The organism is Luteimonas sp. J29, from assembly GCF_000472505.1.
In the GTDB taxonomy this organism is placed as follows: domain Bacteria; phylum Pseudomonadota; class Gammaproteobacteria; order Xanthomonadales; family Xanthomonadaceae; genus Luteimonas.
Genome location: NZ_AWZR01000001.1, coordinates 96550 through 120600, shown reverse-complemented (window position 1 = coordinate 120600; position 24051 = coordinate 96550). Strand labels below are relative to the sequence as shown.

Sequence of the window (24051 nt, the reverse complement as noted above, 5' to 3'; positions counted from 1 at the left end):
GTCCGGAACCGGGCCGCGACCGGGCCGGGCGGTTCCTGGAGCGAACTTGAGGAGGAGGCCTCCGCCAGCAGGCGGAGGCCGGGGGACATTCGCGGAAGGAACTGCCCGGCCAGGGCGCGGCCCCACCGCCGCCACGCACCGACGAGTGCATCGGTCCTTCCCCGACGACGCCGAAGCGCCGCCGCCAATGCCCCCGGAGCCGACCCTGCGTCCTGGCCGGGCGGTTCCTGGAGCGAACTNGAGGAGGAGGCNTCCGCCNGCAGGCGGAGGCCGGGGGACATTCGCGGAANGAACNGCCCGGCCCGGNCGCGGCCNCACCGCCACCACGCACCAACGAGTGCATCGGTCCTTCCCCGACGACGCCGAAGCGCCGCCGCCAATGCCCCCGGAGCCGACCCTGCGTCCTGGCCGGGCGGTTCCTGGAGCGAACTCGAGGAGGAGGCATCCGCCTCCAGGCGGAGGCCGGGGGACATTCGCGGAATGAACTGCCCGGCCAGGGCGCGGCCCCACCACCGGCACGCACCAACGAGCGCACCGCGCCTTCCGCGACGACCCCAAGGCGCACCGCCCTGACGGGGCCCGTCCGCGCCGCGCGTTCGATCCACCCGGCCTGCGTGCCCGCGGATGTCCGGATTCAACCCCTCGCGATGTCCACCCGCTCGCCGCCCGCCTTCGCGGACGCGAACGCGGCATCGACCACGCGCAAGTCGGCCACGCCCTCCTCGCCGGGAACGCGCGGCGCCCGGTTCTCGAGGATCGCCAGCGCATCCTGGTCCATCTGCTCGGCCTGCATCCGCGGGCGCGCGCCGAGCTGCGGCGCGAACACCGTGCCGTCGCTGGCGCGGCCCTGGTTGCCCTCGTAGCCCTGGAACGGACTCAGCATGTACCAGCCGCGCTCGCAGTCGACCTGCAGCGTATTGAGGTTGCGGCCGAAGCTGGTCACGCATTCGGCCACGATGTCCTCGGGGAACTCGAGCCGGAAGCGGATCGTCTCGTCCACGCCCTTGAACACCTCGCGGCGCGCGGTCTCGTCCCAGGCCTGGACCGCCAGCGGCTCCATGCCCGTGCAATAGCGCGCCGCGTTGATGCAGTACACGCCCATGTCGTACATCGCCCCGCCGCCGCGCGCCGGATCCAGGCGCCAGGCGCCATCGGCGCCCTCCCGCCAGCCGAACCAGCCCGCGTCCGCGCGCAGCTTGACGATGCGGCCGTAGGGACGCTCCTTCGCCATCGCCATGAACCGGCGCGTGTTGGGTTCGTGCTGCATCCGGTAGCCGACCGCAAGCTGCACCCGGTTGTCGCGGCAAGCCCTGACCATCGCCTCGCCCTCGGCGGCGTCCATCGCCATCGGCTTCTCGCACCAGACGTGCTTGCCCGCGGCCGCCGCGGCCAGCGCCAGCGGCTTGTGCAGGTGGTTGGGCGTGACGATGTAGACGACGTCGATCTCCGGGTTGTCGGCGATGCGGTGGAAGTCGTCGTAGGAATAGACGTTGCGGTCCGGGATCCCGTACCGGCCCTGCCACTCGGGCAGCTTCTCCGGAGACCCCGTGACCAGACCGGCGAGCCGGCAGTGCCTGGTCAGCTCAAGCGCCGGCGCCAGCAGGTCGCGGCTGTAGTGGCCCAGACCCACCAGCGCCACCCCGATCCGGCGATCGCTGGCGAGCGTGCGCGGGCTCCAGGCGGCCGCCGCGCCCGCCAGGGCCATCGACTGCAGCGTCTGGCGCCGCGTCCAGCCGGGTGTGCCCTTGTCTGCGCCCATCGCTTTCCTCCTCTGCGTGTCGTGCCCGCATGGTAGCGCTCCCACTGCAGGCGGCACGCGCCGGCGGCGATAATGCCCATATGCTCGACGCCGACCCTTCCTCCCGCGTCGCGGTGGTCGGCGGCGGCCCCGCGGGCCTGATCGCGGCCGAGCGCCTGCGCGCGGCGGGCCTGGCGGTGGACCTGTACGAGGCGAAGGGCTCGGTCGGCCGCAAGTTCCTGATCGCGGGCAAGGGCGGACTCAACCTCACCCATTCCGATCCGCGCCCGCTGTTCGCCAGCCGCTACCGCGAGCGCGCCGCCGACGTCGGACGCTGGCTGGAGCGGTTCGACGCCGACGCGCTGCGGGACTGGGCCCGCGGGCTGGGGGTGGACACCTTCGTCGGCAGTTCGGGACGGGTGTTCCCGCTCGACCGCAAGGCCGCCCCGCTGTTGCGGGGCTGGGTCCGGCGTCTGCGCGCGCAGGGCGTGGCGATCCACGTCCACCACCGCTGGACCGGCTGGGACGCCGACGGTGCGGCCTGCTTCGACACCCCGGAGGGCCCGCGCCGGATCCGCCCGGCCGCCACGGTCCTGGCCCTGGGCGGCGCGAGCTGGCCGCAGCTGGGCAGCGACGGCGCGTGGGCGCCCCTGCTCGCCGCGCAGGGCGTGGAGGTCGCGCCGCTGCGCCCGGCCAACTGCGGCTTCGAGGTCGACTGGACCCCCCACTTCGCCCAGCGCCACGCCGGCGCGCCGCTCAAGCCGGTGGTCCTGCATTGGACCGATCCGGTCGGAAACCCGCGGTCCCTGCAAGGCGAGTGCGTCATCAGCGAGTATGGGCTGGAAGGCAGCCTGATCTATGCCGTTTCGGCGACGTTGCGCGAACTTGTCGAATGCAGCGGCCATGCCGACATCGCCCTGGACCTCGCGCCCGGAACGGCGCCGGAGGCACTGGCTGCCCGCCTGGCCCGCCCGCGCGGCGGCCGCAGCCTGTCCGAGCACCTGCGCCGGACGACCGGCATTCACGGCGCGAAGGCGGGCCTGCTGCGCGAGGCGCTGTCGCCCGAGGACCTGCAGGACCCGGGCCGGGTCGCCGCCACGCTCAAGCGCCTGCCGCTGCGCCTGCTGCGCTCACGACCGGTAGCCGAGGCGATCAGCACCGCCGGCGGCATCCACCTGGAAGCGCTCGACGAGCGTCTGATGCTGCGCGCCCGGCCGGGCGTGTTCGCCGCCGGGGAAATGCTCGACTGGGAAGCGCCGACCGGGGGCTACCTGCTCACCGCCTGCTTCGCCACCGGCCTGGTCGCGGCCGAAGGCGCGATCGGCTGGCTGCGCGGCGCGCCGACCCCGCGCTGAGCCTGCTCAGCGCCGGTCGCGGCCGCCGCGGAGCGCGTGGTAGCGCTCGACGGCGTGCTCGAGCTCGGCGTCGAGCGACGCTCGCTCCTCGAGCTGCTGGCGCATGATCGCCTGCTGCCGAAGCAGGTCGCGGTGCTGGGACTGGATGCTGTCGAGCAGGCGCTTGCGCACCGGCTCTCCGCGCAGCTCCAGGTCGTTGGCCTGGCGCAGCAGCGACACCAGGCTCTGGCGCAGGTTGGCCACGCCCATGCGCGAGGTCTTGAGCGCCTCGTCCACCAGCACGATGCGGTCGTCGAAGGCCTTGCGCAGTTCCTCCTCGGTCTCGTAGGACTCGGCCATCGCGCGCTCGCGGCGCTGGCGCGCGGCCTCGGCCGCGGCTGCGACCTCGGCCTGGCGCGCCGCCTCCTCGGCCGCCGCGCGCTCCTCGGGCGTCATCGCCTCGTCCACCTGCGCCAGCGGCCGTCCGCTGCGCGCGCTCAGCTCGGTGCGCGCCGCGTCGACGGCGTGCGCCGGCAGGGCGTCGCCGCACACCCGCTGCCCGCCCTCGTCCCAGCAGTACAGCCGCTTCTCCGCCGCGGGCTTGGCCGGCTGCCGGCGGTTCTGCGCCTCCACCCCGGTCGCCAGCACGCCCAGCACCACGGCCAGCCAGATGCTCTTCTTCATCGAATTCCGCCCCCCGCGGTCCGAATCAGTGGATGTCGCCGACGCCATATTGCGCCCGGTACGCCTGCAGGCGCGGACGTTCGTCCGCAAGCTCGGCACTCTGGTCGGCAAACGCAAGAAGATCCCCCAGGGTGGCCACCGCCACCACCGGGATCCCGGCCTCGGCCGCGATCGCCTGGGTGGCCGACTCGCGCCTGCCCTCGCCCGCGACCTCCTGCCGGTCGAGCGCGACCACGATCCCGGCGGGGGTACCGCCTGCGCCACGGATGATGGCCAGTGCCTCGCGGATCGCGGTGCCGGCGGTGATCACGTCGTCCACCACCAGCACCCGGCGCCCGCCGAGCGGGGCGCCGACCAGGCGGCCGCCCTCGCCATGGTCCTTGGCCTCCTTGCGGTTGAAGGCCAGCGGCAGGTCGCGTCCGCGCCGCGCGTACTCGCAGGCCAGCGCAGTCGCCAGCGGGATGCCCTTGTAGGCCGGGCCGAACAGCAGGTCGAAGTCGATGCCCGCGTCGTCCAGCGCGTCGGCGTAGCAGCCGGCCAGGGCGGCCAGCGCCGCGCCCGAATCGAAGCGGCCGGCGTTGAAGAAATACGGGCTGATGCGGCCGGACTTGAGGGTGAACTCGCCGAAACCCAAGGCATTGGCCTGCAGCGCCAGGCGCAGGAACCGGGTGCGATGGTCGGGCATGGCGTGGAGCAGGAAGCCGCGGAACGGCCATGGTAGCAACCGCCGGCCATTGACCGCGATCAAGGCGCCCGGCGCCGGCCGGGCCTATGGTGGCGGCGACAGGACACGACGGAGGATCGACCATGGGCAAGCGCACCAGGCTGGCATTGGCGATCGCCGCGACGCTGCTGGTCGCGGTGGGCTGCCGGCAGGCCGAGGGCGACCGCGACGCGGCCGCGGCCGCGGCCACCGCGCCGCAGGCGGAGGCGGCGGGCCCGGCGGCCGACGGCGTGGCCGGCGCCGCGCCCGCGGCTACCGCATCCGACCCGGCCACGGCCGCCGCCGACGGCGACACCCTGCGCGCCACCGCGGCGGCCCTGTTCGGCACCATTCCCGAACGCGTCGAGGAACTGCGCGGCAAGCCGCTCTCGGCCGAGCAGGTCGAGCTCGGGCACATGCTCTTCTTCGACCCGCGCCTGTCGCGCAGCCACCTGATCACCTGCAACACCTGCCACAGCGTCGGCACCGGCGGCGCCGACAACGTCCCCACCTCGATCGGCCACGGCTGGCAGCGCGGACCGCGCAACTCGCCGACCGTGCTCAACGCGGTGTTCAACGGCGCCCAGTTCTGGGACGGGCGCGCCGCCGACCTGGCCGAACAGGCCAAGGGCCCGGTGCAGGCCAGCGTGGAGATGAACAGCACGCCCGAACTGGTGGAACGCACGCTGCGCAGCATCCCCGAGTACGTCGAACGCTTCGGCCGCGCCTTCCCGGGCGAGGCCGAGCCGGTCAACTTCGACAACATGGCGCTGGCCCTGGAGGCCTTCGAGGCCACCCTGGTCACCCCCGGCTCGCGCTTCGACCGCTGGGTGCTGGGCGAGGACGACGCGCTCGACGCCACCGAGCGCCGTGGCCTGGAACTGTTCGTCTCCAGCGGCTGCGCGTCCTGCCACAACGGCCGCAACTTCGGCGGCCAGGCCTACTTCCCGTTCGGGGTGATCGAGCGCCCCGGCGCCGAGATCCTGCCGCCCGGCGACAAGGGCCGGTTCGAGGTCACCGCCACCGCCAGCGACGAGTACGTGTTCCGCGCCGCGCCGCTGCGCAACGTCGAACTGACCGCGCCCTACTTCCACAGCGGCCAGGTCTGGGACCTGGAGCAGGCGGTCGCGATCATGGGCAGCGCGCAGCTGGGCCGCGAGATCGACGACGACGAGGCCAGGGCGATCGCCGCGTTCCTGCGCACGCTCACCGGCCGCCAGCCCCGGGTGGAGTACCCGGTGCTGCCGCCGAGCACCGCCGACACGCCGCGCCCGGAATAGCCTCCGGGCGCACCGCGGCGCAGGGGATGCGACAATCCCCGGCCCCCAGTTGCGCGAGGAGCCTGCATGTCCGCCCTGCCCCCGTGCCCGCAATGCGGGTCGAGCTACACCTACGAGGACGGCGTGCTGCTGGTGTGCCCCGAATGCGCGCACGAGTGGTCCCCGGCCGAGCAGGCCGAGCAGGCCGCCGCGGCCGCGGCGGCGGCGCAGGTGCGCGATGCCAACGGCACCCCGCTGGCCGACGGCGACACCGTGGTCGTGGTCAAGGACCTGAAGATCAAGGGATCGTCGCAGGTGGTGAAGGTCGGCACCCGGGTGCGCAACATCCGCCTGGTCGAGGGCGACCACGACATCGACTGCAGGATCGACGGGATCGGCCAGATGGGCCTGAAGTCGGAGTTCGTGCGCAAGGCCTGAACGCGCCCGCGCCCGGGTGAAGCGCCGCGCAACGCGCGGGCCGCGCCACCGCGCCGGCGCGCCGGCGCGGACAGGCGCGGAGCGTTTCCGCTAGGCTTGCCGCACACACGCCAACCCCCGACCGATGCGCATCGTCAGCTTCAACGCCAACGGCATCCGCTCCGCCGCCAACAAGGGCTTCTTCGACTGGCTCGCGCAGCAGGACGCCGACGTGGTCTGCCTGCAGGAGACCAAGGCCCAGGAGGACCAGCTCGGCGACGCCTGCTTCCGCCCGTTCAGGCACTGCGTCTATCGCGACGCGGTGACGAAGAAGGGCTACAGCGGGGTCGCGATCTACAGCCGCCGCGAGCCCGACGAGGTGCGCACCTCGCTGGGCTGGGCGCCGTTCGACGACGAAGGCCGCTACATCGAGGCGCGCTTCGGCAGCCTGAGCGTGGTCTCGTTCTACATCCCGTCCGGCTCCTCGGGCGAGGAGCGCCAAGGCTTCAAGTTCGAGGTGATGGACTGGCTGCGGCCGATCCTCGACCAGTGGCTGGCCAGCGGCCGCGACTACGTGCTGTGCGGCGACTGGAACATCGTGCGCTCGCGCCGCGACATCCGGAACTGGAGCTCGAACCAGAAGAACTCCGGCTGCCTGCCGCCCGAGCGCGCATGGCTGAACTCGATGATCGCCGACGACCACGGCGACGGCCTGGTCGAGCCGCCGGCGCTGGGCTGGAAGGACAGCTTCCGGGTGGCGAAGCCCGACGCCGAGGAATACACCTGGTGGAGCAACCGCGGCGCGGCGCGCGCCAATGACGTGGGCTGGCGGATCGACTACCAGCTGGTGACGCCGGCGCTGGCCGAGACCATCACGGGTTGCTTCGTGCAGCGCGAGCCGCGCCTGTCCGACCACGCCCCCTACGTCGTGGACTACGCCACGTGAGCGAAGCGGCCGCGCCTTCCTACCGCGGCTGGGCCGGGATCCGGCGCGCGTTCGCCACGCCCTCGGCGCTGACCATGCTGGTGCTCGGCTTCGGCTCCGGCCTGCCGTTCCTGCTGATCGCCTCGATGACCCTGTCCACGCGCCTGCGCGACGTCGGGCTCGACCTGGGCAGCATCGGCCTGATCAGCCTCGCCAGCTTCTTCTACCTGCTCAAGTTCCTGTGGGCGCCGCTGATCGACCGCTACGCGTTCCCACTCACCGCGTTCCTCGGCCGCCGCCGTTCGTGGCTGCTGTTCGCGCAGCTGCTGGTGGCCGCGAGCCTGTTCGCGCTGGCGCTGGCCCGGCCCGACCTCGGCGTCGGCCCGCTGGTGGCCTGGGTGCTGGTGGGCTCGTTCGCCGGCGCCACCCAGGACTCGGTGGTCGACGCCTACCGCATCGAGATCGCGCCGGCGAGCGCCCAGGCCGCACTCGCCGCGACCTATACGCTGGGCTACCGCTTCGGCCTGATCCTCGGCGGCGCCGGCGCGCTGTACCTGGCCGAGTTCCAGGGCTGGCGCTGGGCCTACACCGCGATGGCGGCGCTGATGCTGCTGCCGGTGGCGGCCACCCTGCTCAGCCGCGAGCCCGACCAGCCCGAGACCACGGTCGAGCGCCGGATCGATTTCCTCGGCGCGTTCTGGCAGCCGTTCTCCAGCTACTTCCGCAACAACGGCGTGGCGCTCGGCCTCGTGCTGCTGCTGTTCGTGGGCCTGTTCAAGTTCCCCGACCAGGTGATCGGGGTGATGGCCGGGCCGTTCTACCTCGACTCGGGCTACAGCAAGGCCGACATCGCCACGGTGTCCAAGCTCTACGGCATCTGGACCGGGATCGCGGGCGCCTTCCTCGGCGGCATGGCCGTGGCCGCCTACGGGTTCCGGCGGATGCTGTTCGTGGCCACGCTGGGCGTGGCGCTGTCGAACCTGGCGTTCCTGCTGATGGCCCAGTACCCCTCGCAGATCTGGGCGTTCTACGCGGCGATCACCGCCGACAACCTGTGCCAGGGCTTCGCCGGCGTGGTCCTGATCGCGTTCATGTCCTCGCTCACCGACCGCGCCTTCACCGCCACCCAGTTCGCGCTGCTGGTGTCGCTGGCGAACCTGCCGGGCAAGTTCGCCGGCGGGCTGTCGGGCTACCTGGTCGAGCGGACGTCGTACAGCACCTTCTTCGTGCTCAGCGCGCTCACCGTGGTCCCCACGCTCTTGCTGCTGGCCTGGCTGTGGCGCAGGATCCGTGAGCCGGTGAAGGAACCCTCCGGGGGGGCGACATGACCGACATCGTGCTGCGGGATGCAGACCCGGTCCTGGTCGACCGGATCAGGCGCGTGGCCCAGGCCCGCGGCTGGGAACTGCCGCAGGCCCTGCTCTACCTGCTCGAGCAGGGCCTGCACGTGTACGAGGGCGACGGCTCGGTGCACCTGGACAATGCCGAGGCCGACGCCCTGCAGGCCGCGATCGCGGCGCTGGAGCAGGTGCCCAACGACCCGGGCTTCGCCGCCATCGGCCGGATCCGGCCGCCGTCTCCCGACTGACGCGGCCGGCCCGGCACGGCGGCGCCCGGGCCCGCTGCCTCCTGTAGGAGCGGCTTCAGCCGCGACCAGGAGCCATGCGTGCGCGGACAGCCGGGGCACCGGTCGCGGCTGAAGCCGCTCCTACAGGGGGAAGGTCGCGCCAGCGCGGGCCGTTCGTGCCGCGGCATGCAGGCGCGGGCGCAGCAGCACGGGGAGGACGGATCGGCCGCGGCGTGGAGCCAGCCACGGTTTCCCCGGAGCCGCCCGCGGCGTCATCATGGCGCCTTGCATCGAGGAGCCCCCCCATGGTCCGACGCATCGCCCTCGCCCTGCTGCTGTGCGGCCTGGCCATCGCACCCGGGCGCGCCCAGTCGCCCGCGGACGACGACGCGGCGCGCGCGCGCGCCGTGGTCGCGGACCTGATGCGGATCCCCGGCCCGGACGGCGTGCAGGAGACCTATCGCCACCCCGTCAACGGCCTCGACCACTGGATCAGCATCCGCGGCCAGGACCGGGCCAACCCGGTCGTGCTGTTCGTGCACGGCGGCCCGGCGTCGCCGACGATCCCCAGCCTGTGGCAGTTCCAGCGCCCGCTGGAGGAATACTTCACGATGGTCCACTACGACCAGCGCGGCGCCGGCAAGACCTGGCGCGAGGACCATTCCGAAGCGCTGGGCGAGACCCTGCGCATCCAGACCTACGTCGACGACCTCGTCGCCATCGCCGAACACGTGCGCGCGAAGCTGGGCAAGCAGCGCCTGGTGCTGGTGGCGCACAGCTGGGGCACGATCCCGGCGATGCACGCGGCGCTCGCCCGGCCCGACCTGTTCCACGCCTACGTCGGCATCGGCCAGGTGGTCAACGTGCGCGAGAACGAGCGCCTCAGCCTCGCCTACGGGCTCGAGGAGGCGCGTCGCCGCGGCAACGCCGAGGCGGTGCGCGAGATGGAGGCGCTGCTGCCCTACCCGGGCGACGCGCCGCTGACCCGCGATCGCATCGTCGCCGCCCGCAAGTGGCCGCAGCACTACGGCGGCATGGCCGCGTACCGCGACGAGACCAACCTCTGGTACTACGGCGCGGCGCGCCTGTCGCCCGACTATGACGCGCAGGACCGCGCCGCGCTGTCGGCCGGCAGCCTGTTCAGCCTGGAACGGCTGCTGGACGAGTTCGTGCAGGTCGATTTCACCGGCGTGCGCGAATTCCCGATCCCGGTGGTGATGTTCATGGGCCGCCACGACTACACCACGCCCTCGCAGATCACCGCCGACTGGCTGGAGCAGGTCGACGCGCCGTTCAAGCGCGGGGTCTGGTTCGAGCGCTCGGCGCACATGGTGCCGTGGGAGGAGCCCGGCAAGACCCTGGTCAGCCTGCTCGAGGTGGTGCGGCCGCTGGTGCGCGAGTAGCGCTCAGGCCGGATAGACGCCGCCGAGCACGCGCGGGCCGGCGGCGCCCGTCACCTCCGGCAGGTTGCCGGCCAGGCCGAGCAGGGTCTGGCGCGCCAGCCAGGCGAATCCCATCGCCTCGACATGGTCGGGATCGACGCCGTGCGCGGCCGTCGATTCCACCTCCACGCCGGGCAGGGCGGCGGCCAGCGCCGCCATCAGCACCGGGTTGTGCACGCCGCCCCCGCAGGCCAGCACCCGCGCGGTGCCCGGCTGGGTGGCCCGCAGCGCATCGGCCACGGTGCGCGCGCTGAGCGCGGTGAGCGTGGCCTGGACGTCGGCCGGTGCCTCGCCGCCGCGCAGCCGGGCCTCGACCCAGCCGAGGTGGAAGTGGTCGCGCCCGGTGGACTTGGGCGGCGGCAGCGCGAACCAGTCGTCGGCCAGCAGCCGCGCCAGCAGCGCCTCGTCCACCCGGCCGCTCGCGGCGAAGGCGCCGTCGCGGTCGTACGCATGGCCGAGGTGGCGCAGGCACCAGGCGTCCATCAGCGCATTGGCCGGCCCGGTGTCGAAGCCGCGCACCGGACCGGTCGCGGGCAGCAGGGTGAGGTTGGCGATGCCGCCGAGGTTGAGCACGGCGCGGTCCTCGCCGGCCACATGCAGCAGGGCCGCGTGCAGGCCGGGCAGCAGCGGTGCGCCGTGGCCGCCGGCGGCCACGTCGCGGCGGCGCAGGTCGGCGACCACGGTGATCCCGGTGCGTTCGGCGATGGTCGAGGGATCGCCCAGCTGCAGCGTGTACGGGACCTCGCCCCAGGGCCGGTGGCGCAGGGTCTGGCCATGCGAGCCGATCGCGCGCACGTCGGCGGCCCGGGTGCCGCTGTCGGCCAGCGCCGCGTTCGCCGCCGCGGCGAAGGCGCGGCCGATGCTCACGTCCAGTTCCGCCACCGCATCCAGGGTCAGGGCGGCCTCCTGCTGGCCCAGCGCCACCAGCCGCGCGCGCAGGTCCGGATCCCAGGGATAGGTGCGGCCGAAGCGCAGCCGCGCGCGGCCGCCGTCGAATTCGACCAGGGCGGCGTCGATGCCGTCGGCGCTGGTGCCCGAGATCAGGCCGAGGAAGAGGTCGGACATGGCGCGATTCTACGGGCACGGCCGCGGACGCCACGCCCGCGCGGTGCCGGGGCGAACGGCGGCGACGGGCAGCCCGGCCGCCGCGGACCGAGCGTCAGCCCTTGCCGCCCTTGCCGGTGCCCGCGGCGGCGACGCGCTGGTCCTGGTCCGTCGACACGCTGGCGTAGAGCACCTGCTCCACCTCGCGGATGCGCGCGAGCGCGGGCGCGGTCTCGGCCTTGAAGCGGGCCAGCGCGGCCCCGGTGAGCGGCTCGGGCGGCGGCATGGTGTGCTGCAGCGGGTTGCGGTGCACCCCGTTGACGCGGAACTCGTAGTGCAGGTGCGGGCCGGTGGACAGGCCGGTCGAGCCCACGTAGCCGATCACCTGGCCCTGGGAAACGCGGTCGCCGCGCCTGAGCTTGGCCGTGCGCGACATGTGCGCGTACAGCGTGGTGTGGCCCTTGCCGTGGTCGAGCACCACGGTGTTGCCGTAGCCGCCCTGCCAGCCGACCGACACCACCCGGCCGTCGCCGGCGGCCATGATCGGCGTGCCGGTGCGCGCGGCGTAGTCCACGCCCTTGTGCATGCGCTGGGTGCCCAGCACCGGATGGCGGCGGGTGCCGAAGCGCGAGCTCAGGCGCGCGTACTGGATCGGGCTACGGATGAAGCTCTTCTTGAGCGGCCGGCCCTCGGCGGTGAAGTACTCGGCCTTGCCGTCGCGCTCGAAGCGCACTGCCGTGAACGGCTTGCCCTTGGCGGTGAACACCGCCGCGGTCACCGGGCCGGAGCGGATCAGTTCGCCCTCGCGCCAGGTCTGCTCGACCACCACCGAGAAGCGGTCGCTGGCGGTGACGTCGCGGTCGAAGTCGATGTCGTACTTGAACACCTCGTCGGTGAGCGTGTTGATCACCGCCGGGCTCAGGCCCAGCCTGCGCGCGGAATGGAACAGCGAGCGGCCGACCTTGCCGCTGATCACCGCGGTGCGCACCTCGACCGGGCGCTCGATGACCTTCTCGGCCACCTGGTCGCCCTCGAGCGACAGCTCGACCCGCTGGGTGTCGCTGCGGTCGTAGCGGAACGCGAGCAGGCGGCCGTCGGGGGCCTGCTCGAACGCCAGTTCGGCGCCCGGGCGCAGGCGGGTCAGGGCCTCGCGGTCCGGGGTCGCGTCGAGCAGGCGGTGCAGTGTGACGGCGGGGATCCCGCGCTGCTGGAAGATCGCGCCCAGGGTCTGGCCCGACTCGACCCGCACCAGCTCCCAGTTGCGCAGCTGCTCGGCGCGCTGCGGCGCCTTGGGCAGCGGCGGCAGCGGCAGCGCCATGGTGGTGATCTCGGGCGTGTCCTCGGCCACGCGCATGGCGTTGGAGAAGCCCGGCACCAGGCCGATCACCAGTGCGCCGAGGGTGGCGAACAGGCTGGCGTGGGCCCAGTCGCGTCGGGTCCAGCGGCCGTTGAACGGCAATCGCGCCGCGAGGTCGCGCGGATCGACGTGGAGCCGTTCGTTGGCGGTGTTCTCGGCAGCGGCACGCAGGTTGTGTTCCCGGATGGCCTGGCGACGGGCGTCATCCGGTGACATCGAGGGCGGCTGCGACATGACGGGTGGTCCGGGGCGTGACGGGCACGTCAGCGCGGTAACATAAGGACATGAACTGGGTGCGTCAAACCCTTGTTGTCCAAAGGGTTTCGCGAGCGCACACTTGTTAACGCATCCTTTACGGCTTCCTTTGACCGGCATCACACCCCGGATGCCGCCTCCCCGCGCCCCGATCCCATGACCCAGCCCGTCTTCGACCCCGCCACCCTGGAGCTGCTCGCCCGCGGCGCCGACGAGATCCTCAAGCGCGAGGAGCTGGAGGCCCGGCTCAAGCTGGGGCGCCCGCTGCGGGTCAAGGCCGGGTTCGACCCGACCGCCCCCGACCTGCACCTGGGCCACACGGTGCTGCTGAACAAGATGCGCCAGTTCCAGGACCTCGGCCACCAGGTGGTGTTCCTGATCGGCGACTTCACCGGGATGATCGGCGACCCGACCGGCAAGAGCGCCACCCGCAAGCCGCTCAGCCGCGAGGACGTGCTCGAGAACGCCCGCACCTACGAGGCGCAGGTGTTCAAGGTGCTCGACCGCGAGCGCACCGAGGTCCGGTTCAACAGCGAGTGGTTCGGCAAGATGTCGGCCGCCGACATGATCCGCCTCGCCGGCCAGCACACGGTGGCGCGGATGCTCGAGCGCGACGACTTCGCCAAGCGCTACGCCGCCCGGCAGCCGATCGCGATCCACGAGTTCCTCTACCCGCTGGTGCAGGGCTACGACTCGGTGGCGCTGAAGGCCGACGTCGAGCTCGGCGGCACCGACCAGAAGTTCAACCTGCTCATGGGCCGCGGCCTGCAGGAAGCGCACGGCCAGCCGCCGCAGATCGTGCTGACCATGCCCCTGCTCGAGGGCCTGGACGGCGTCCACAAGATGAGCAAGTCGCTCGGCAACTACATCGGCATCACCGAGCCGGCGATCGACATCGTCAACAAGACGATGAAGATCGGCGACGAACTGATGTGGAAGTGGATCGAGCTGCTGAGCTTCGAGATCTCGATCGCGCAGGCGCAGAAGCTCAAGGCCGAGGTCGCCGCCGGCCTGAACCCGCGCGACGTGAAGCTGCGCCTGGCGCGCGAACTCGCGACCCGCTTCCACGACGCCGCCGCGGCCGAGACAGCGATCGCCGGCTGGCACGCCGCGGTCACCGGCCAGGGCGACACCTCGCTGCTGCCGCTGCAGGAGGTCGCGATACCCGCCGAGGGGCTGCGCATCGCCGCGCTGCTCACCGCCGCCGGGATCACCCCGTCGAACTCGGAGGCCAACCGCAAGCTCAAGGAGCGCGCGGTGAAGGTGGACGGCGCCGTGGTCGAGGACGCCGGCCGGGTGTTCACGCCCGGCTTCGAGGGCGTGCTGCAGGTCGGCAAGCGCAACTTCGCGCGCGTGCGCCTCGTCACCGGCTGACGACATGCGGCAGGCAAGGCTTGCCGCATGACTCCCGGACTGATGGCCCAGCTCGACGTCGTGGGCAGCATGGCGGTCGCCATGGTGCTCGGCGGGCTGGTCGGCTACGAGCGCGAACTCAAGCGCCGGCCCGCGGGGTTCCGCACCCACATGCTGGTGGCCGGCGCCTCGGCGCTGCTGGTCGCGATCGGCGCGCTGACCGTGGACATGCACCTGTCCGGCCGGTCGGCGGGCGTGCTCCGGGTCGATCCGCTGCGCCTGGTGGAAGCGGTGATCGGCGGGGTCGCCTTCATCGGCGCCGGCACGATCTTCGGCGAGAGCCGCCGCGGCGGGGAGACCATCGCCGGCATCACCACCGCCGCCTCGCTGCTGACGGTGGCGGTGATCGGCGTGGCCGCGGGGCTGGACTACTACATCGTCGCCGTCGCCGCCACGGCGCTGGCGCTGTTCGTGCTGGTGGCGCTGTCCTGGTGGGAGCGCCGCCGACCGTCGGGGCCGGTCCCGCGCGAAGGCGGCTGAGCCGGGCTCAGGCGATCCGCAGCGCCGCCAGCACCAGCAGGGCGAGCACGCACAGGAAGCCGGCGAGCCAGACCAGGCTGCGCGCGCTCGCCGCGCCGGCCAGGAACAGGACGCCGTGCAGCACGCGCAACGCCACGAACGCGACCGCGAGCAGCGCGATGGTGGCGGGGGCCACGCCGGCCAGCTGCGCCATCACCACCCCGGCGGCGAACGGCGCGAAGGCCTCGAACGCGTTGAGGTGGGCGGCATTCGCGCGCTGGACGCGGTCGTTGCCGGACTGTGCGGCCAGCCAGGCGCGCGGGTTGCGGTTGTCGTACCTGGACCCCGAGGCCTTGGCCAGCGAGATCCAGACGTAGGGCAGCAGGGCGGCGATCAGCACGCACCAGTAGGCGGTGGCGAGGGTCATGGGCGGTCTCCGGTCAGGGGAGGCCCAGTAGACCAGCGCGCGGGTGGCGGCCGCGGGACGAAGCGGCTGCAAGCGGGTGGGCGGCGCGGCGGCGGCGCCCCCCTCCCGGCCCCTCCCCCGCGGGCGGGGGAGGGAGATCACCATCAGGCCGCTCTCGCGCGTCGCACGGCCCTCCCCCCGCGGGCGGGGGAGGGAGTGCGCGGTGGCGGCGGCGGCCACCTCGACGGCCGGCCCTCCCCCGCGGACGGGGAAAGGGACCGCGGGAATCGCCGCTGCGGCCGTGGCGCCCCCTCCCCCGCCCGCGGGGGAGGGTCGGGGTGGGGGCAGCCCGCAGCACCCCCGGAAAAAGGGAACGGCGCCCGCAGGCGCCGTTCCCGACACGACCCTCGATGCGCCGGGCTTACTGCGCGCCCGCCCGCGCCGCGTCGCGCGCGGCCTTGAAGGGATTGCCTTCGTACCAGTTCGGCCACTGGTCGCCGTCGGCCAGAGTCCGGCCGACGTCGTGCAGCAGTTCCAGGTCCTCGACCATGCCGTCCCAGCGCCAGCCGTCGTGGATCTCGTCGCTGGGCTGGTGGTAGCGGCGTGCGTACTCCTCGGACGCGGCCTTGCCGGCCGCCTCGCCGCCCTCGAGCAGGTCGCCGCCGCCCTTGGCGTACAGCGCCGGCACGCCGGCCTTGGCGAAGTTGAAGTGGTCGGAACGGAAGTAGTAGCCGCCGGCCGGGTTGCTCTCCTCCACCAGCGTGCGGCCCTGGGCGCCGGCCAGCGGCGCGAGGATGTCCTCGAGCTCGGAGTTGCCCTTGCCGGTGACCACCACGTCGCGCGAACGGCCGGCCACGCTCATCGCGTCGAGGTTGACGACGGCCACGGTCTTCTCCAGCGGGAACGGCGGCTGGGCGACGTAGTACTTCGAACCCAGCAGGCCCGATTCCTCCAGCGTCACCGCCACGAACACCACCGAGCGCCGCGGCGGCCGGGCCGCGAACTTCTCCGCGATCTCGATGATGCCGGCCACGCCGGTGGCGTTGTCGACCGCGCCGTTGTAGATCGTGTCGCCCTCGCCCTCGTGCTTGCCGAGGTGGTCCCAGTGGGCCATGTAGATCACGGTTTCCTCGGGCGCCCCGGTGCCGCGCAGGTAGCCGACGACGTTGCGCGAGGACTTCTCGCTCACGGTGCTGCGCAGGTCGAAGGACACCTTGGCCTTCAGCGGCACCGGCTTGAAGCCGCGGCGGTTGGCGGCCGCGTACTGCTCGTCCAGGTCCAGCCCGGACTCGGCGAACAGCTGCCGCGCCACCTCGCCGGTGATCCAGCCCTGGGCCGGGATGCGCGGCTCCGGGTCGTCCTCGGGGCGCAGGTCGAACTGCGGGCCGGACCAGGAGTTGCGCACCACCTCCCAGCCATAGGACGCGCCTTCGGTGTCGTGGATGATGAGCGCGGCGGCGGCGCCCTGGCGCGCGGCCTCCTCGAACTTGTAGGTCCAGCGCCCGTAGTAGGTCATGCGCTTGCCTTCGAACAGCGACTCGTCGCCGGCGTGGAAGCCCGGGTCGTTGACCAGGACCACCACCGTCTTGCCCTTGACGTCGAGGCCTTCGTAGTCGTTCCAGCCCTGCTCGGGCGCGTTGACGCCGTAGCCGACGAACACCAGCTCGCTGTCGGCCACGCTCACCAGCTCCTGGCCGGTGCGGGTGCCGAGCACCATGTCGGTGCCGAACTTCAGTTCGCGCTGGTGGCCGTTGCTGTCCAGGCGCAGCACGGTGGACTCGTCGGCGGTGGTCTCGACCATCGGCACGGCCTGGAAGTACGTGCCGTTGTCGCCGCCGGGCTCCAGCCCGATGCGCTCGTACTGGGCCTGGATGTAGGCCACCGTCTTCTCTTCGCCGGCCGAGCCGGGCGCGCGGCCCTCGAACTCGTCCGAGGCCAGCGTCTCGACCAGCACCCGCAGGTCGTCGGCGTCGATGTCGGCCTTGAAGGCGTGCCCGTCCGTGGACGCGGTGGGAGCCGTGGTGCCCGCATCGGGCGCGCGGCTGCACGCGGCCAGCAGCAGGCCGCCGGCGCAGAGGAGGATCAGGGTGGAACGCATCCGGGAACTCCGAGAATGGCGGTGCCCGGATTCTACGCGGCCGGCGCGCGCGTGGCGCGCCGGCGGCGCCGGAGTCAGTCGCGGGGCGCGCGCGCGCCGCTGTACGGCACCGGCGTGGCGCCGGTCACCGCGCCTGTGCGGGCGGTCTCGTGCACGTACAGGTCGACCTCGCGGTCGAAGCGCAGCGGGCCTTCGACCACCGCGTCGGGGCCGATCACGATCCTCGGCCGGCGCTTGATCTGCACCGGGAACCAGTTCGAGCTCGGGCGGGTGACGGTGACGCCGCCGCGCACGTGCGAACCGATGCCCACGGTGATGTCGCCACCCACGGTGGTGATGCCGCCGTCGAGGTCGACGTCGACCAGCCCGATCGAGCCGTTGACCGTTTCGATGTCGCCGCCGACGCTGCTGCCGCGGTCGACGAAGATCCCGCCGTTCACGGTCTCGATGTCCCCGCGCACCCGCACGCGCGACCCGACCCGGATCTGGCCGTTCACCGTGGCCAGGCTGTCGGCGACCACGTCGTCGCCGACATGGATGCTGCCGTTCACGGTCTCGGCATCCTTGACCTGGGCGCCGGCCTCGATGGTGATGCTGCCGTTGACGGTCTCGACGTCGCCGTAGGCGCGTCCGGCCTGGGCGACGATGCTGCCGTTGACCTTGCTGATGTCCTGCTGCGCGAACGCCGGCGCCGCGCCCAGGAGGGCGGCGCAGGCCAGGGCCAGGAGGGTGGTTGCACGCTTCATGTCGGTTCTCCCGGGTGGGGCGGCGCGGTTGCCGCTGCAACGGTCGCCGCCGTGACGTTGGCCTACAGCTTGCACCCGCTTGGCTACAATCGCACCAGTCGAAAGTCACCGGGACTCCCGTCGTGCCTGCATCCGCCCCCCGCGCCAGCCGCCCCCGCCCCGTGGTCCTGCTGATCCTGGACGGCTGGGGCCATCGCGACGACCCGCGCGACAACGCTATCGCCCTGGCCAACGTGCCGACCTGGCGCGGCCTGCTGGCCGGGCACCCGACCACGCTGGTCCACACCGAGGGCCGCTTCGTCGGGCTGCCGGACGGGCAGATGGGCAATTCCGAAGTCGGGCACATGAACATCGGCGCCGGGCGCATCGTGTACCAGGACCTGACCCGGATCGACGCCGCGATCGAGGACGGCAGCTTCTTCGACAACGCCGAGCTCAACGCCGCGTGCGAGGCGGTCCTGGGCAACGGCGGCACGCTGCACGTGATGGGACTGCTCTCTCCCGGCGGTGTGCACAGCCACGAGGCACACCTGTTCGCGATGCTCGACCTGGCCGCGCGGCGCGGCGTGGCGCGCGTCGCCGTGCACGCCTTCCTCGATGGCCGCGACACCCCGCCGCGCTCGGCCGAGTCCAGCCTGCGCGCGCTGCAGGAGCGCTGCGCCGCGCTGGGCAACGCGCACGTGGCCAGCGTGTCCGGCCGCTACTACGCGATGGACCGCGACAGGCGCTGGGAGCGGGTGCGCCTGGCCTGGGACGCGATCGTCGAGGCGCAGGGCGATGCGCCGGACGCGCTGGCCGCGCTGCAGGCGGCGTATGCGCGCGACGAGAACGACGAGTTCGTGAAGCCGACCGCGATCGCGGGCGCCCGGCCGATGCGCGACGGCGACGCGGTGGTGTTCATGAACTTCCGCGCCGACCGCGCGCGCCAGCTCAGCGCCGCGTTCGTGTCGCCAGGCTTCGACGGCTTCGGCCCCGGCGTGCGCCGCCCGGCCCTGTCGCGCTACGTGTGCCTGACCGAGTACGACGCCACCCTGCCGGCGCCGGTCGCGTTCGCGCCCGACAACCTGGTCAACACCCTGGGCGAGGTGCTGGCCGCGCACGGGATGACCCAGCTGCGCATCGCCGAGACCGAGAAGTACGCCCACGTCACCTTCTTCATGAGCGGCGGCCGCGAGCAGCCGTTCCCGGGCGAGGAGCGGATCCTGGTGCCCAGTCCCAAGGTTGCGACCTACGACCTGCAGCCGGAGATGAGCGCGCCGGAGGTGTGCGAGAAGCTGCTGGAGGCGATCGAGGCCGAACGCTTCGACGCGATCATCTGCAATTTCGCCAACCCCGACATGGTCGGCCACACCGGCGTGCTGGAGGCGGCGATCAAGGCGGTGGAGACGGTGGACCAGGCGGTCGGCAAGATCATCGCCGCGGTGCGCGCGAAGGGCGGCGAACTGCTGGTCACCGCCGACCACGGCAACTGCGAGATGATGCGCGACCCCGAGACGGGCGAGCCGCACACCTCGCACACCGTCGGCCCGGTGGACCTGGTCTACGTCGGCAGCCGCGACGCGCGCCTGCGCAGCGGCGGCGCCCTGCGCGATCTGGCGCCCACCCTGCTCGACATGCTGGGGCTGGAGAAGCCGGCGGAAATGACCGGCGCGAGCCTGCTGGTCCCGAAGGGATGACCGGACGCGTCCGCGCGCGGGCCTGGGCGGCGCTGCTGCTCGCGGCCTGCGTCGCGGCGCCCGCGACGGCCCAGCAGTCGCGCGACGCCGAGCGCCGGCTCGAGGCAGTGCGCAAGGAACTGCGCGAGGTCGCCAGCGAACGCCGCAAGCTCGAGGGCGAGCGCGGCGCCGCGGCCCGGCGCCTGCGCGAACTCGATGAACGGGTGGCGCGCAGCGCACGTGCGCTGCAGGCGACCACGGCCGAACTCGAGCGCCAGCAGGCCGCGCTCGGGGAACTGTCGGAGCGTCGCGACGCCCTGCGCACGCGTCTGTCCGCCCAACGCGGGGAGCTGCGCACGCTGCTGCGCGCCAGCTACACCGCCGGCGACGCCGCGCCGCTGAAGCTGCTGCTGGCCCAGGACCAGCTCGCCGACGCCGGCCGCGCGCTCACCTACCAGCGCTACCTGCAGCGCCAGCGCGCGGCGCGGATCGCGGCCCTGGCCGGGGAACTCGCCGGCCTCGAGGCGCTCGAGCGCGAGCTGGCCGAACGCCGCGCCGAACTCGAGCGCGCCCGCGAAGCGCAGCAGGCGCAGGTGGCCGCCCTCGAGCGCGATCGCAAGGCGCGCGCCACCGCCCTGTCGGACCTGGAAGCCCGCTACCGCGATCGCAACCAGCGCGAGCAGGCGCTCGGGCGCGACGCGCGCGCGCTCGAACGGCTGCTCGAACGCCTGCGTGCGGCCGCCGCGCGCGCCGAGGCCCAGCGCCGCCAGGCGCCGGCCGCCGGGACCCAGCGCGCGCCGGCGCAGACCGCGCGGACCACGCCACCGCCCCAGGTCGGCGGCCTGGGCTGGCCGGTCTCGGGCGCGTTGCTGGCGGGCTACGGTGCGCGCATGCCCGACGGCCGCAACAGCCAGGGCGTGCTGATCGGCGCGCCCGCCGGCACCCAGGTGCGCGCGGTCGCCGACGGCACCGTGGTGTTCGCCGACTGGATGACCGGCTACGGCATGATCCTGATCATCGACCACGGCGGCGGCACGATGAGCCTGTACGCGCACTGCGACAGCCTGCTGCGCGAGGCCGGCGCCCGGGTCAAGCGCGGCGATCCGGTGGCCACGGTCGGCAACTCGGGCGGCCAGGGCCAGCCTGCGCTGTATTTCGAGCTGCGCCGCGACGGCAAGCCGGTCAATCCCGGCGGCTTCCTGCAGCGCCGCTGAGCGGCGGCGCGCCTGCACCTGACGCCACCGGGGCCGGCACGCATAATCGGGCCCTGGCCGCGCCGCGCGGTCCACGTCCGCCGCTTCCGGAGTCGCCATGAGGTTGCCCACCCTGCCACTGCTCGCCGTCCTGCTCATGCTGGCGTCCCCGTCCGCGCTGGCCTGGCAGGCGCAGCCGTCGCCCGCGGACGCCGCGACCCCGGCGCCGGACGCAGCGGCAGGTCCGCAGGAGCCGCCCACAGTGCCGCCGGCCGAACCCGCGGATCCGGAAACGGACGCCGCGCCGGCCGGTCCCGGGGCTGCCGGCGACGGGCCGCCCGCCGACCCGTCGCCGGCAGCCTCCGGTCCGGCCGCGGACGACCCGCCCGCCAACCCGGCCGACGCCGGCGAACCGGTGCCGGCCAGCGACGACCCCGACGCCGCCGAGAGCGCCGCCACCGGGGTGCCGCTGGACGAGATCCGCCGCTACGTCGGGGTGTTCAACGCGATCCGCCAGGGCTACGTCGACCCGGTCGACGACCGCAAGCTGATGACCTCGGCGATCCGCGGCCTGCTGCTCGACCTCGACCCGCACAGCGCCTACATGGAGAAGAGCGCGGCCGAGGCCTTCGACGAGGGCACCACCGGCGCCTACGACGGCATCGGCGTGGAGGTGCTGCAGCTGCCCGACGGCAAGGTGAAGGTCATCGCGCCGATCGACGACACGCCCGCGGCCAGGGCCGGGATCCGCTCCGGCGACACCATCGTCGCCGTCGACGGCCGCCCGCTGACCCCGGCCGACGCGGAAGGCCACGGCCCGCTGCGCGGCCCGCCCGGCACGCGCGCCGTGCTGACCGTGCTGCGCGAGGGCGAGCCCGAGCCGCTGGAGATCACCGTGCACCGCGACACCATCCGCGTGGCCAGCGTGCGCGGGCGCCTGCTCGAACCGGGATACGGCTACGTGCGCATCAGCCAGTTCCAGGTCGAGACCGGCGACGACTTCGCCCGCACCGTGCGCGAACTGCAGGCCGACGGCCCGCTCAAGGGCCTGGTGATCGACCTGCGCAGCAACCCCGGCGGGCTGCTCACCGCCGCGGTGCGCGTCGCCGACGACCTGCTCGACAGCGGGCGCATCGTCAGCACCCGCGGCCGCAACCCGGTCAACGACACCGAATTCAGCGCCACGCCGGGCGACATCCTCGACGGCGCGCCGGTGGTGGTGATCATCGACGCCGGCTCGGCCAGCGCCTCGGAGGTGCTGGCCGGCGCGCTGCGCGACAACGGCCGCGCGCGCATCGTCGGCAGCCGCAGCTTCGGCAAGGGCTCGGTGCAGACAGTGATGCCGCTGGGCAACGGCGACGCGGTCAAGCTCACCACCGCACGCTACTTCACCCCCAGCGGACGCTCGATCCAGGCCCGCGGCATCGACCCGGACGTCGTGCTCCAGCCCGACCCGCCCGCGCGCCCGGCTGCCCGCTCCCGCTACACCGAGGCGATGCTGCCGGGCCACCTGCGCGGCGACGACGAGGAGGAAGGCGCGGGCGCCGGCGACGTGCTCGACGGCGACGGCCCGATCCAGGCCGCCCTGGCCGAACTCAAGAAGCCCACGCCCAGGCCCGCCGCGCCGGCGCCTGCGCCGACTCCGGCCCCGGCTCCGGAGGTCGCGCCGGAGGAGTAGCCCGGGGCGGCCGGCTCAGGCCGGCCCGGCCAGGCGCAGGCCCAGCCAGACCGCGGCCAGCCCCAGCAGCACGCTGCCGCCGGCGTAGCCCGCGGCCAGCAGCCACTCGCCCCGACGCAGCAGCTGCACCGTCTCCAGGCCGAACGCGGAGAAGGTCGTGAACCCGCCCAGCAGGCCGGCGAACAGCGCCATCCGCAGCTCGGGCCCCAGCCAGCCCGGATGGCGTTCGGCCAGCCCGGCCAGGAGCCCGGCGGCCAGGCAGCCGGCAAGGTTGACCGCGAAGGTGCCGCGCGGGAACGCCAGCGGCGCGGCGCCCGCATTCACCCAGTGGCCGAGCAGGATCCGGGCGACCGAGCCGGTCGCGCCCCCGAGCGCCGCCAGCAGCAGTCCGGCGCCGGTCACCGGCGCCTCAACGCGGCTTGGCGGGCAGCGGGAAGGGCGTCACCACCTTCTCGCCCGACACCGCGTCGCGGATCGCCGACTGGCCCTTCTTCTCCACTTCCTCCACCCGCAGCACCGACTGCATCGGCAGGTGCAGGGTGCGGGTGTTGCCGAACTCGTCGCGCAGCCGCTCCTCGGTGGGGTCGACCACGATCCCGTCGTGCACGTCGAACACCAGGTCGGAGACCTCGACGAAGCCCCACAGACGCCCGCTCTCCACGCGCCCGGCGTAGAGCTCGTAGACCTTGCCGTGGTTGAGGAAGGAGACCTTGTAAAGCGTCTTGGACATGGCCGGATTATAGGAGCGAGGCATGGTTGGGAGGCGCCCTGAGTGGGGGCGGGACCGCCGGAACTCCAGCGGCCGGCGCTCAGTAGCCCTGCATCCGGCGCAGGCGCCGGGCGATCGCCCCGCGCGAGCCGATCGCGAACACGATCCCGAACAGGAACCCGGCCGCGTGCGCGGCCCAGGCCACCGCGCCGTAGGCCGGGCCGATGTAGGCGAACACGATCTGCAGCGCGGCCCAGACCCCGATCAGCAGCGAGGCCGGCGCGCGCACGAACTCCAGGAACAGCCCCAGCGGCACCACCACCCCCAGCCGGGCGCGCGGGAACAGCGCCAGGTAGGCCCCGATCACCGCCGAGACCGCGCCGCTGGCGCCGATGATCAGGCGGCCCGGGGTGCCGATGACCAGCACCGCGAACAGGTTGGCCAGGGCGCCGCCGAGGAAGAACAGGGCCAGGAAGCGCCACGGGCCCATGACCCGCTCGGCCGGCAGGCCGAAGATCAGCAGGAACACCAGGTTGCCCAGCAGGTGGGCCCAGTCGGCATGCAGGAACAGGGCGGTGACCAGGCGCGCCCACTGCTGCGGGTCGGCCCAGCTCTCCCAGGGCCCCGCGCCCGGCACCCCGCCGGCCAGCGCGCCCCACTCGAGCATCAGCGCGCGCTGGTGCGCGTCCGGCCGCGACAGCGCCCAGACGAAGGCCGCCCACAGCAGGACCGACAGCAGCGGCGTCGCCCAGCGCGGCGAGGCGCCGGACCGGACCGGAACGGACACGAACATGGCGCCCACCTTACCCGGTCGGCGTCCGCGGCGGACACGCCCGGTGTTCCGTCGCGTGCCGGAAGACACATTCACCACACGGGACAGTACGGTATAGTCGGGCGCGCCATGTGCCGCGCCCGGGAGGAACGGCGGCGACGGCGGGCCACCTGGCCCGACCACGCTGCGGCACGGCG

23 protein-coding genes are annotated in these 24051 nt (G+C 73.3%); 12 read left to right on the top strand and 11 right to left on the bottom strand.

What is annotated here, in order from left to right:
• Positions 1-634 precede the first annotated feature (634 nt).
• Positions 635-1705, bottom strand: coding sequence for a Gfo/Idh/MocA family oxidoreductase (locus LUTJ29_RS0100505; protein WP_144774712.1), 1071 nt, complete (start codon positions 1703-1705; stop codon positions 635-637).
• 134 nt (positions 1706-1839) lie between these two features.
• Here LUTJ29_RS0100505 and LUTJ29_RS0100500 point away from each other — a divergent pair, with 134 nt between their 5' ends.
• Positions 1840-3093 (top strand): TIGR03862 family flavoprotein, encoded by a 1254-nt coding sequence (locus LUTJ29_RS0100500; protein WP_027070821.1) that lies wholly within the window; start codon positions 1840-1842, stop codon positions 3091-3093.
• A 6-nt stretch (positions 3094-3099) separates the two neighbouring features.
• On the opposite strand, the gene LUTJ29_RS0100495 is transcribed toward LUTJ29_RS0100500, so the two are convergent.
• Positions 3100-3756: a hypothetical protein gene (locus LUTJ29_RS0100495; protein ID WP_051322551.1), complete on the bottom strand. Its 657-nt coding sequence runs from the start codon at positions 3754-3756 to the stop codon at positions 3100-3102.
• A gap of 25 nt (positions 3757-3781) precedes the next feature.
• The gene (pyrE, locus tag LUTJ29_RS0100490; RefSeq protein ID WP_027070819.1) at positions 3782-4441 is read right to left on the bottom strand and encodes an orotate phosphoribosyltransferase; all 660 of its coding nucleotides are present in this window, start codon (positions 4439-4441) and stop codon (positions 3782-3784) included.
• A gap of 122 nt (positions 4442-4563) precedes the next feature.
• On the opposite strand from pyrE, the gene LUTJ29_RS0100485 reads away from it, so the two are divergent.
• The 6 genes from LUTJ29_RS0100485 to LUTJ29_RS0100460 all read left to right on the top strand — a co-directional run bounded on the left by LUTJ29_RS0100485 (position 4564) and on the right by LUTJ29_RS0100460 (position 10030).
• Positions 4564-5739, top strand: a complete 1176-nt coding sequence (locus LUTJ29_RS0100485) for a cytochrome-c peroxidase (RefSeq protein WP_084524507.1) — start codon at positions 4564-4566, stop codon at positions 5737-5739.
• Between the two features lie 66 nt (positions 5740-5805).
• A complete protein-coding gene (locus LUTJ29_RS0100480; RefSeq protein WP_027070817.1) occupies positions 5806-6156 on the top strand; it encodes a zinc ribbon domain-containing protein YjdM in 351 nt (116 codons plus the stop codon).
• 124 nt (positions 6157-6280) lie between these two features.
• Positions 6281-7081, top strand: a complete 801-nt coding sequence (locus LUTJ29_RS0100475) for an exodeoxyribonuclease III (RefSeq protein ID WP_027070816.1) — start codon at positions 6281-6283, stop codon at positions 7079-7081.
• Complete coding sequence (locus LUTJ29_RS0100470) at positions 7078-8388, top strand: MFS transporter (RefSeq protein ID WP_027070815.1); 1311 nt, start codon at positions 7078-7080, stop codon at positions 8386-8388. Before LUTJ29_RS0100475 ends, LUTJ29_RS0100470 begins: the two co-directional genes overlap by 4 nt.
• Positions 8385-8648: a hypothetical protein gene (locus LUTJ29_RS15590; protein ID WP_051322550.1), complete on the top strand. Its 264-nt coding sequence runs from the start codon at positions 8385-8387 to the stop codon at positions 8646-8648. The genes LUTJ29_RS0100470 and LUTJ29_RS15590 overlap by 4 nt, the downstream gene beginning before the upstream one ends.
• A 284-nt stretch (positions 8649-8932) precedes the next feature.
• Positions 8933-10030, top strand: a complete 1098-nt coding sequence (locus tag LUTJ29_RS0100460) for an alpha/beta hydrolase (protein ID WP_043739991.1) — start codon at positions 8933-8935, stop codon at positions 10028-10030.
• A 3-nt stretch (positions 10031-10033) separates the two neighbouring features.
• Here LUTJ29_RS0100460 and LUTJ29_RS0100455 read toward each other — a convergent pair whose 3' ends face one another.
• Both LUTJ29_RS0100455 and LUTJ29_RS15585 read right to left on the bottom strand, forming a co-directional pair.
• Positions 10034-11134 carry an anhydro-N-acetylmuramic acid kinase gene (locus LUTJ29_RS0100455; RefSeq protein WP_027070813.1) on the bottom strand — a complete coding sequence of 367 codons (1101 nt, stop codon included), beginning with the start codon at positions 11132-11134 and terminating at the stop codon, positions 10034-10036.
• Between the two features lie 94 nt (positions 11135-11228).
• Positions 11229-12704 carry a peptidoglycan DD-metalloendopeptidase family protein gene (locus tag LUTJ29_RS15585; protein ID WP_232221120.1) on the bottom strand — a complete coding sequence of 492 codons (1476 nt, stop codon included), beginning with the start codon at positions 12702-12704 and terminating at the stop codon, positions 11229-11231.
• 177 nt (positions 12705-12881) lie between these two features.
• Here LUTJ29_RS15585 and tyrS point away from each other — a divergent pair, with 177 nt between their 5' ends.
• Together tyrS and LUTJ29_RS0100440 are read left to right on the top strand one after the other, a co-directional pair.
• Positions 12882-14099, top strand: coding sequence for a tyrosine--tRNA ligase (tyrS, locus tag LUTJ29_RS0100445; protein ID WP_027070812.1), 1218 nt, complete (start codon positions 12882-12884; stop codon positions 14097-14099).
• Positions 14100-14126: 27 nt separating this feature from the next.
• The gene (locus LUTJ29_RS0100440) at positions 14127-14618 is read left to right on the top strand and encodes an MgtC/SapB family protein (protein WP_027070811.1); all 492 of its coding nucleotides are present in this window, start codon (positions 14127-14129) and stop codon (positions 14616-14618) included.
• Positions 14619-14625: 7 nt separating this feature from the next.
• On the opposite strand, the gene LUTJ29_RS0100435 is transcribed toward LUTJ29_RS0100440, so the two are convergent.
• The 3 genes from LUTJ29_RS0100435 to LUTJ29_RS0100425 form a co-directional block, all read right to left on the bottom strand.
• Positions 14626-15024 carry an MAPEG family protein gene (locus LUTJ29_RS0100435; protein WP_027070810.1) on the bottom strand — a complete coding sequence of 133 codons (399 nt, stop codon included), beginning with the start codon at positions 15022-15024 and terminating at the stop codon, positions 14626-14628.
• A 400-nt stretch (positions 15025-15424) separates the two neighbouring features.
• A complete protein-coding gene (locus LUTJ29_RS15580; protein ID WP_043739982.1) occupies positions 15425-17101 on the bottom strand; it encodes a M28 family metallopeptidase in 1677 nt (558 codons plus the stop codon).
• Positions 17102-17175: 74 nt separating this feature from the next.
• Entirely contained in the window at positions 17176-17847 is a 672-nt protein-coding gene (locus LUTJ29_RS0100425) for a hypothetical protein (RefSeq protein ID WP_027070809.1), read from the bottom strand.
• A gap of 161 nt (positions 17848-18008) precedes the next feature.
• On the opposite strand from LUTJ29_RS0100425, the gene gpmI reads away from it, so the two are divergent.
• From gpmI to LUTJ29_RS15575, 3 genes are all read left to right on the top strand, one after another.
• Positions 18009-19523 (top strand): 2,3-bisphosphoglycerate-independent phosphoglycerate mutase, encoded by a 1515-nt coding sequence (gpmI, locus tag LUTJ29_RS0100420; protein WP_304412411.1) that lies wholly within the window; start codon positions 18009-18011, stop codon positions 19521-19523.
• Positions 19520-20716, top strand: a complete 1197-nt coding sequence (locus LUTJ29_RS0100415) for a peptidoglycan DD-metalloendopeptidase family protein (protein ID WP_043739979.1) — start codon at positions 19520-19522, stop codon at positions 20714-20716. Before gpmI ends, LUTJ29_RS0100415 begins: the two co-directional genes overlap by 4 nt.
• A 97-nt stretch (positions 20717-20813) precedes the next feature.
• Positions 20814-22373: a S41 family peptidase gene (locus tag LUTJ29_RS15575; protein ID WP_232221119.1), complete on the top strand. Its 1560-nt coding sequence runs from the start codon at positions 20814-20816 to the stop codon at positions 22371-22373.
• Positions 22374-22388: 15 nt separating this feature from the next.
• Here the strand turns inward: LUTJ29_RS15575 and crcB are convergent, their stop codons facing one another.
• The 3 genes from crcB to LUTJ29_RS0100395 form a co-directional block, all read right to left on the bottom strand.
• A complete protein-coding gene (gene crcB, locus LUTJ29_RS0100405) occupies positions 22389-22775 on the bottom strand; it encodes a fluoride efflux transporter CrcB (protein ID WP_027070806.1) in 387 nt (128 codons plus the stop codon).
• A gap of 7 nt (positions 22776-22782) precedes the next feature.
• Positions 22783-23103: a DUF1820 family protein gene (locus LUTJ29_RS0100400; RefSeq protein ID WP_027070805.1), complete on the bottom strand. Its 321-nt coding sequence runs from the start codon at positions 23101-23103 to the stop codon at positions 22783-22785.
• A gap of 79 nt (positions 23104-23182) precedes the next feature.
• Positions 23183-23875 carry a rhomboid family intramembrane serine protease gene (locus LUTJ29_RS0100395; protein ID WP_027070804.1) on the bottom strand — a complete coding sequence of 231 codons (693 nt, stop codon included), beginning with the start codon at positions 23873-23875 and terminating at the stop codon, positions 23183-23185.
• Between the last annotated feature and the right edge of the window lie 176 nt (positions 23876-24051).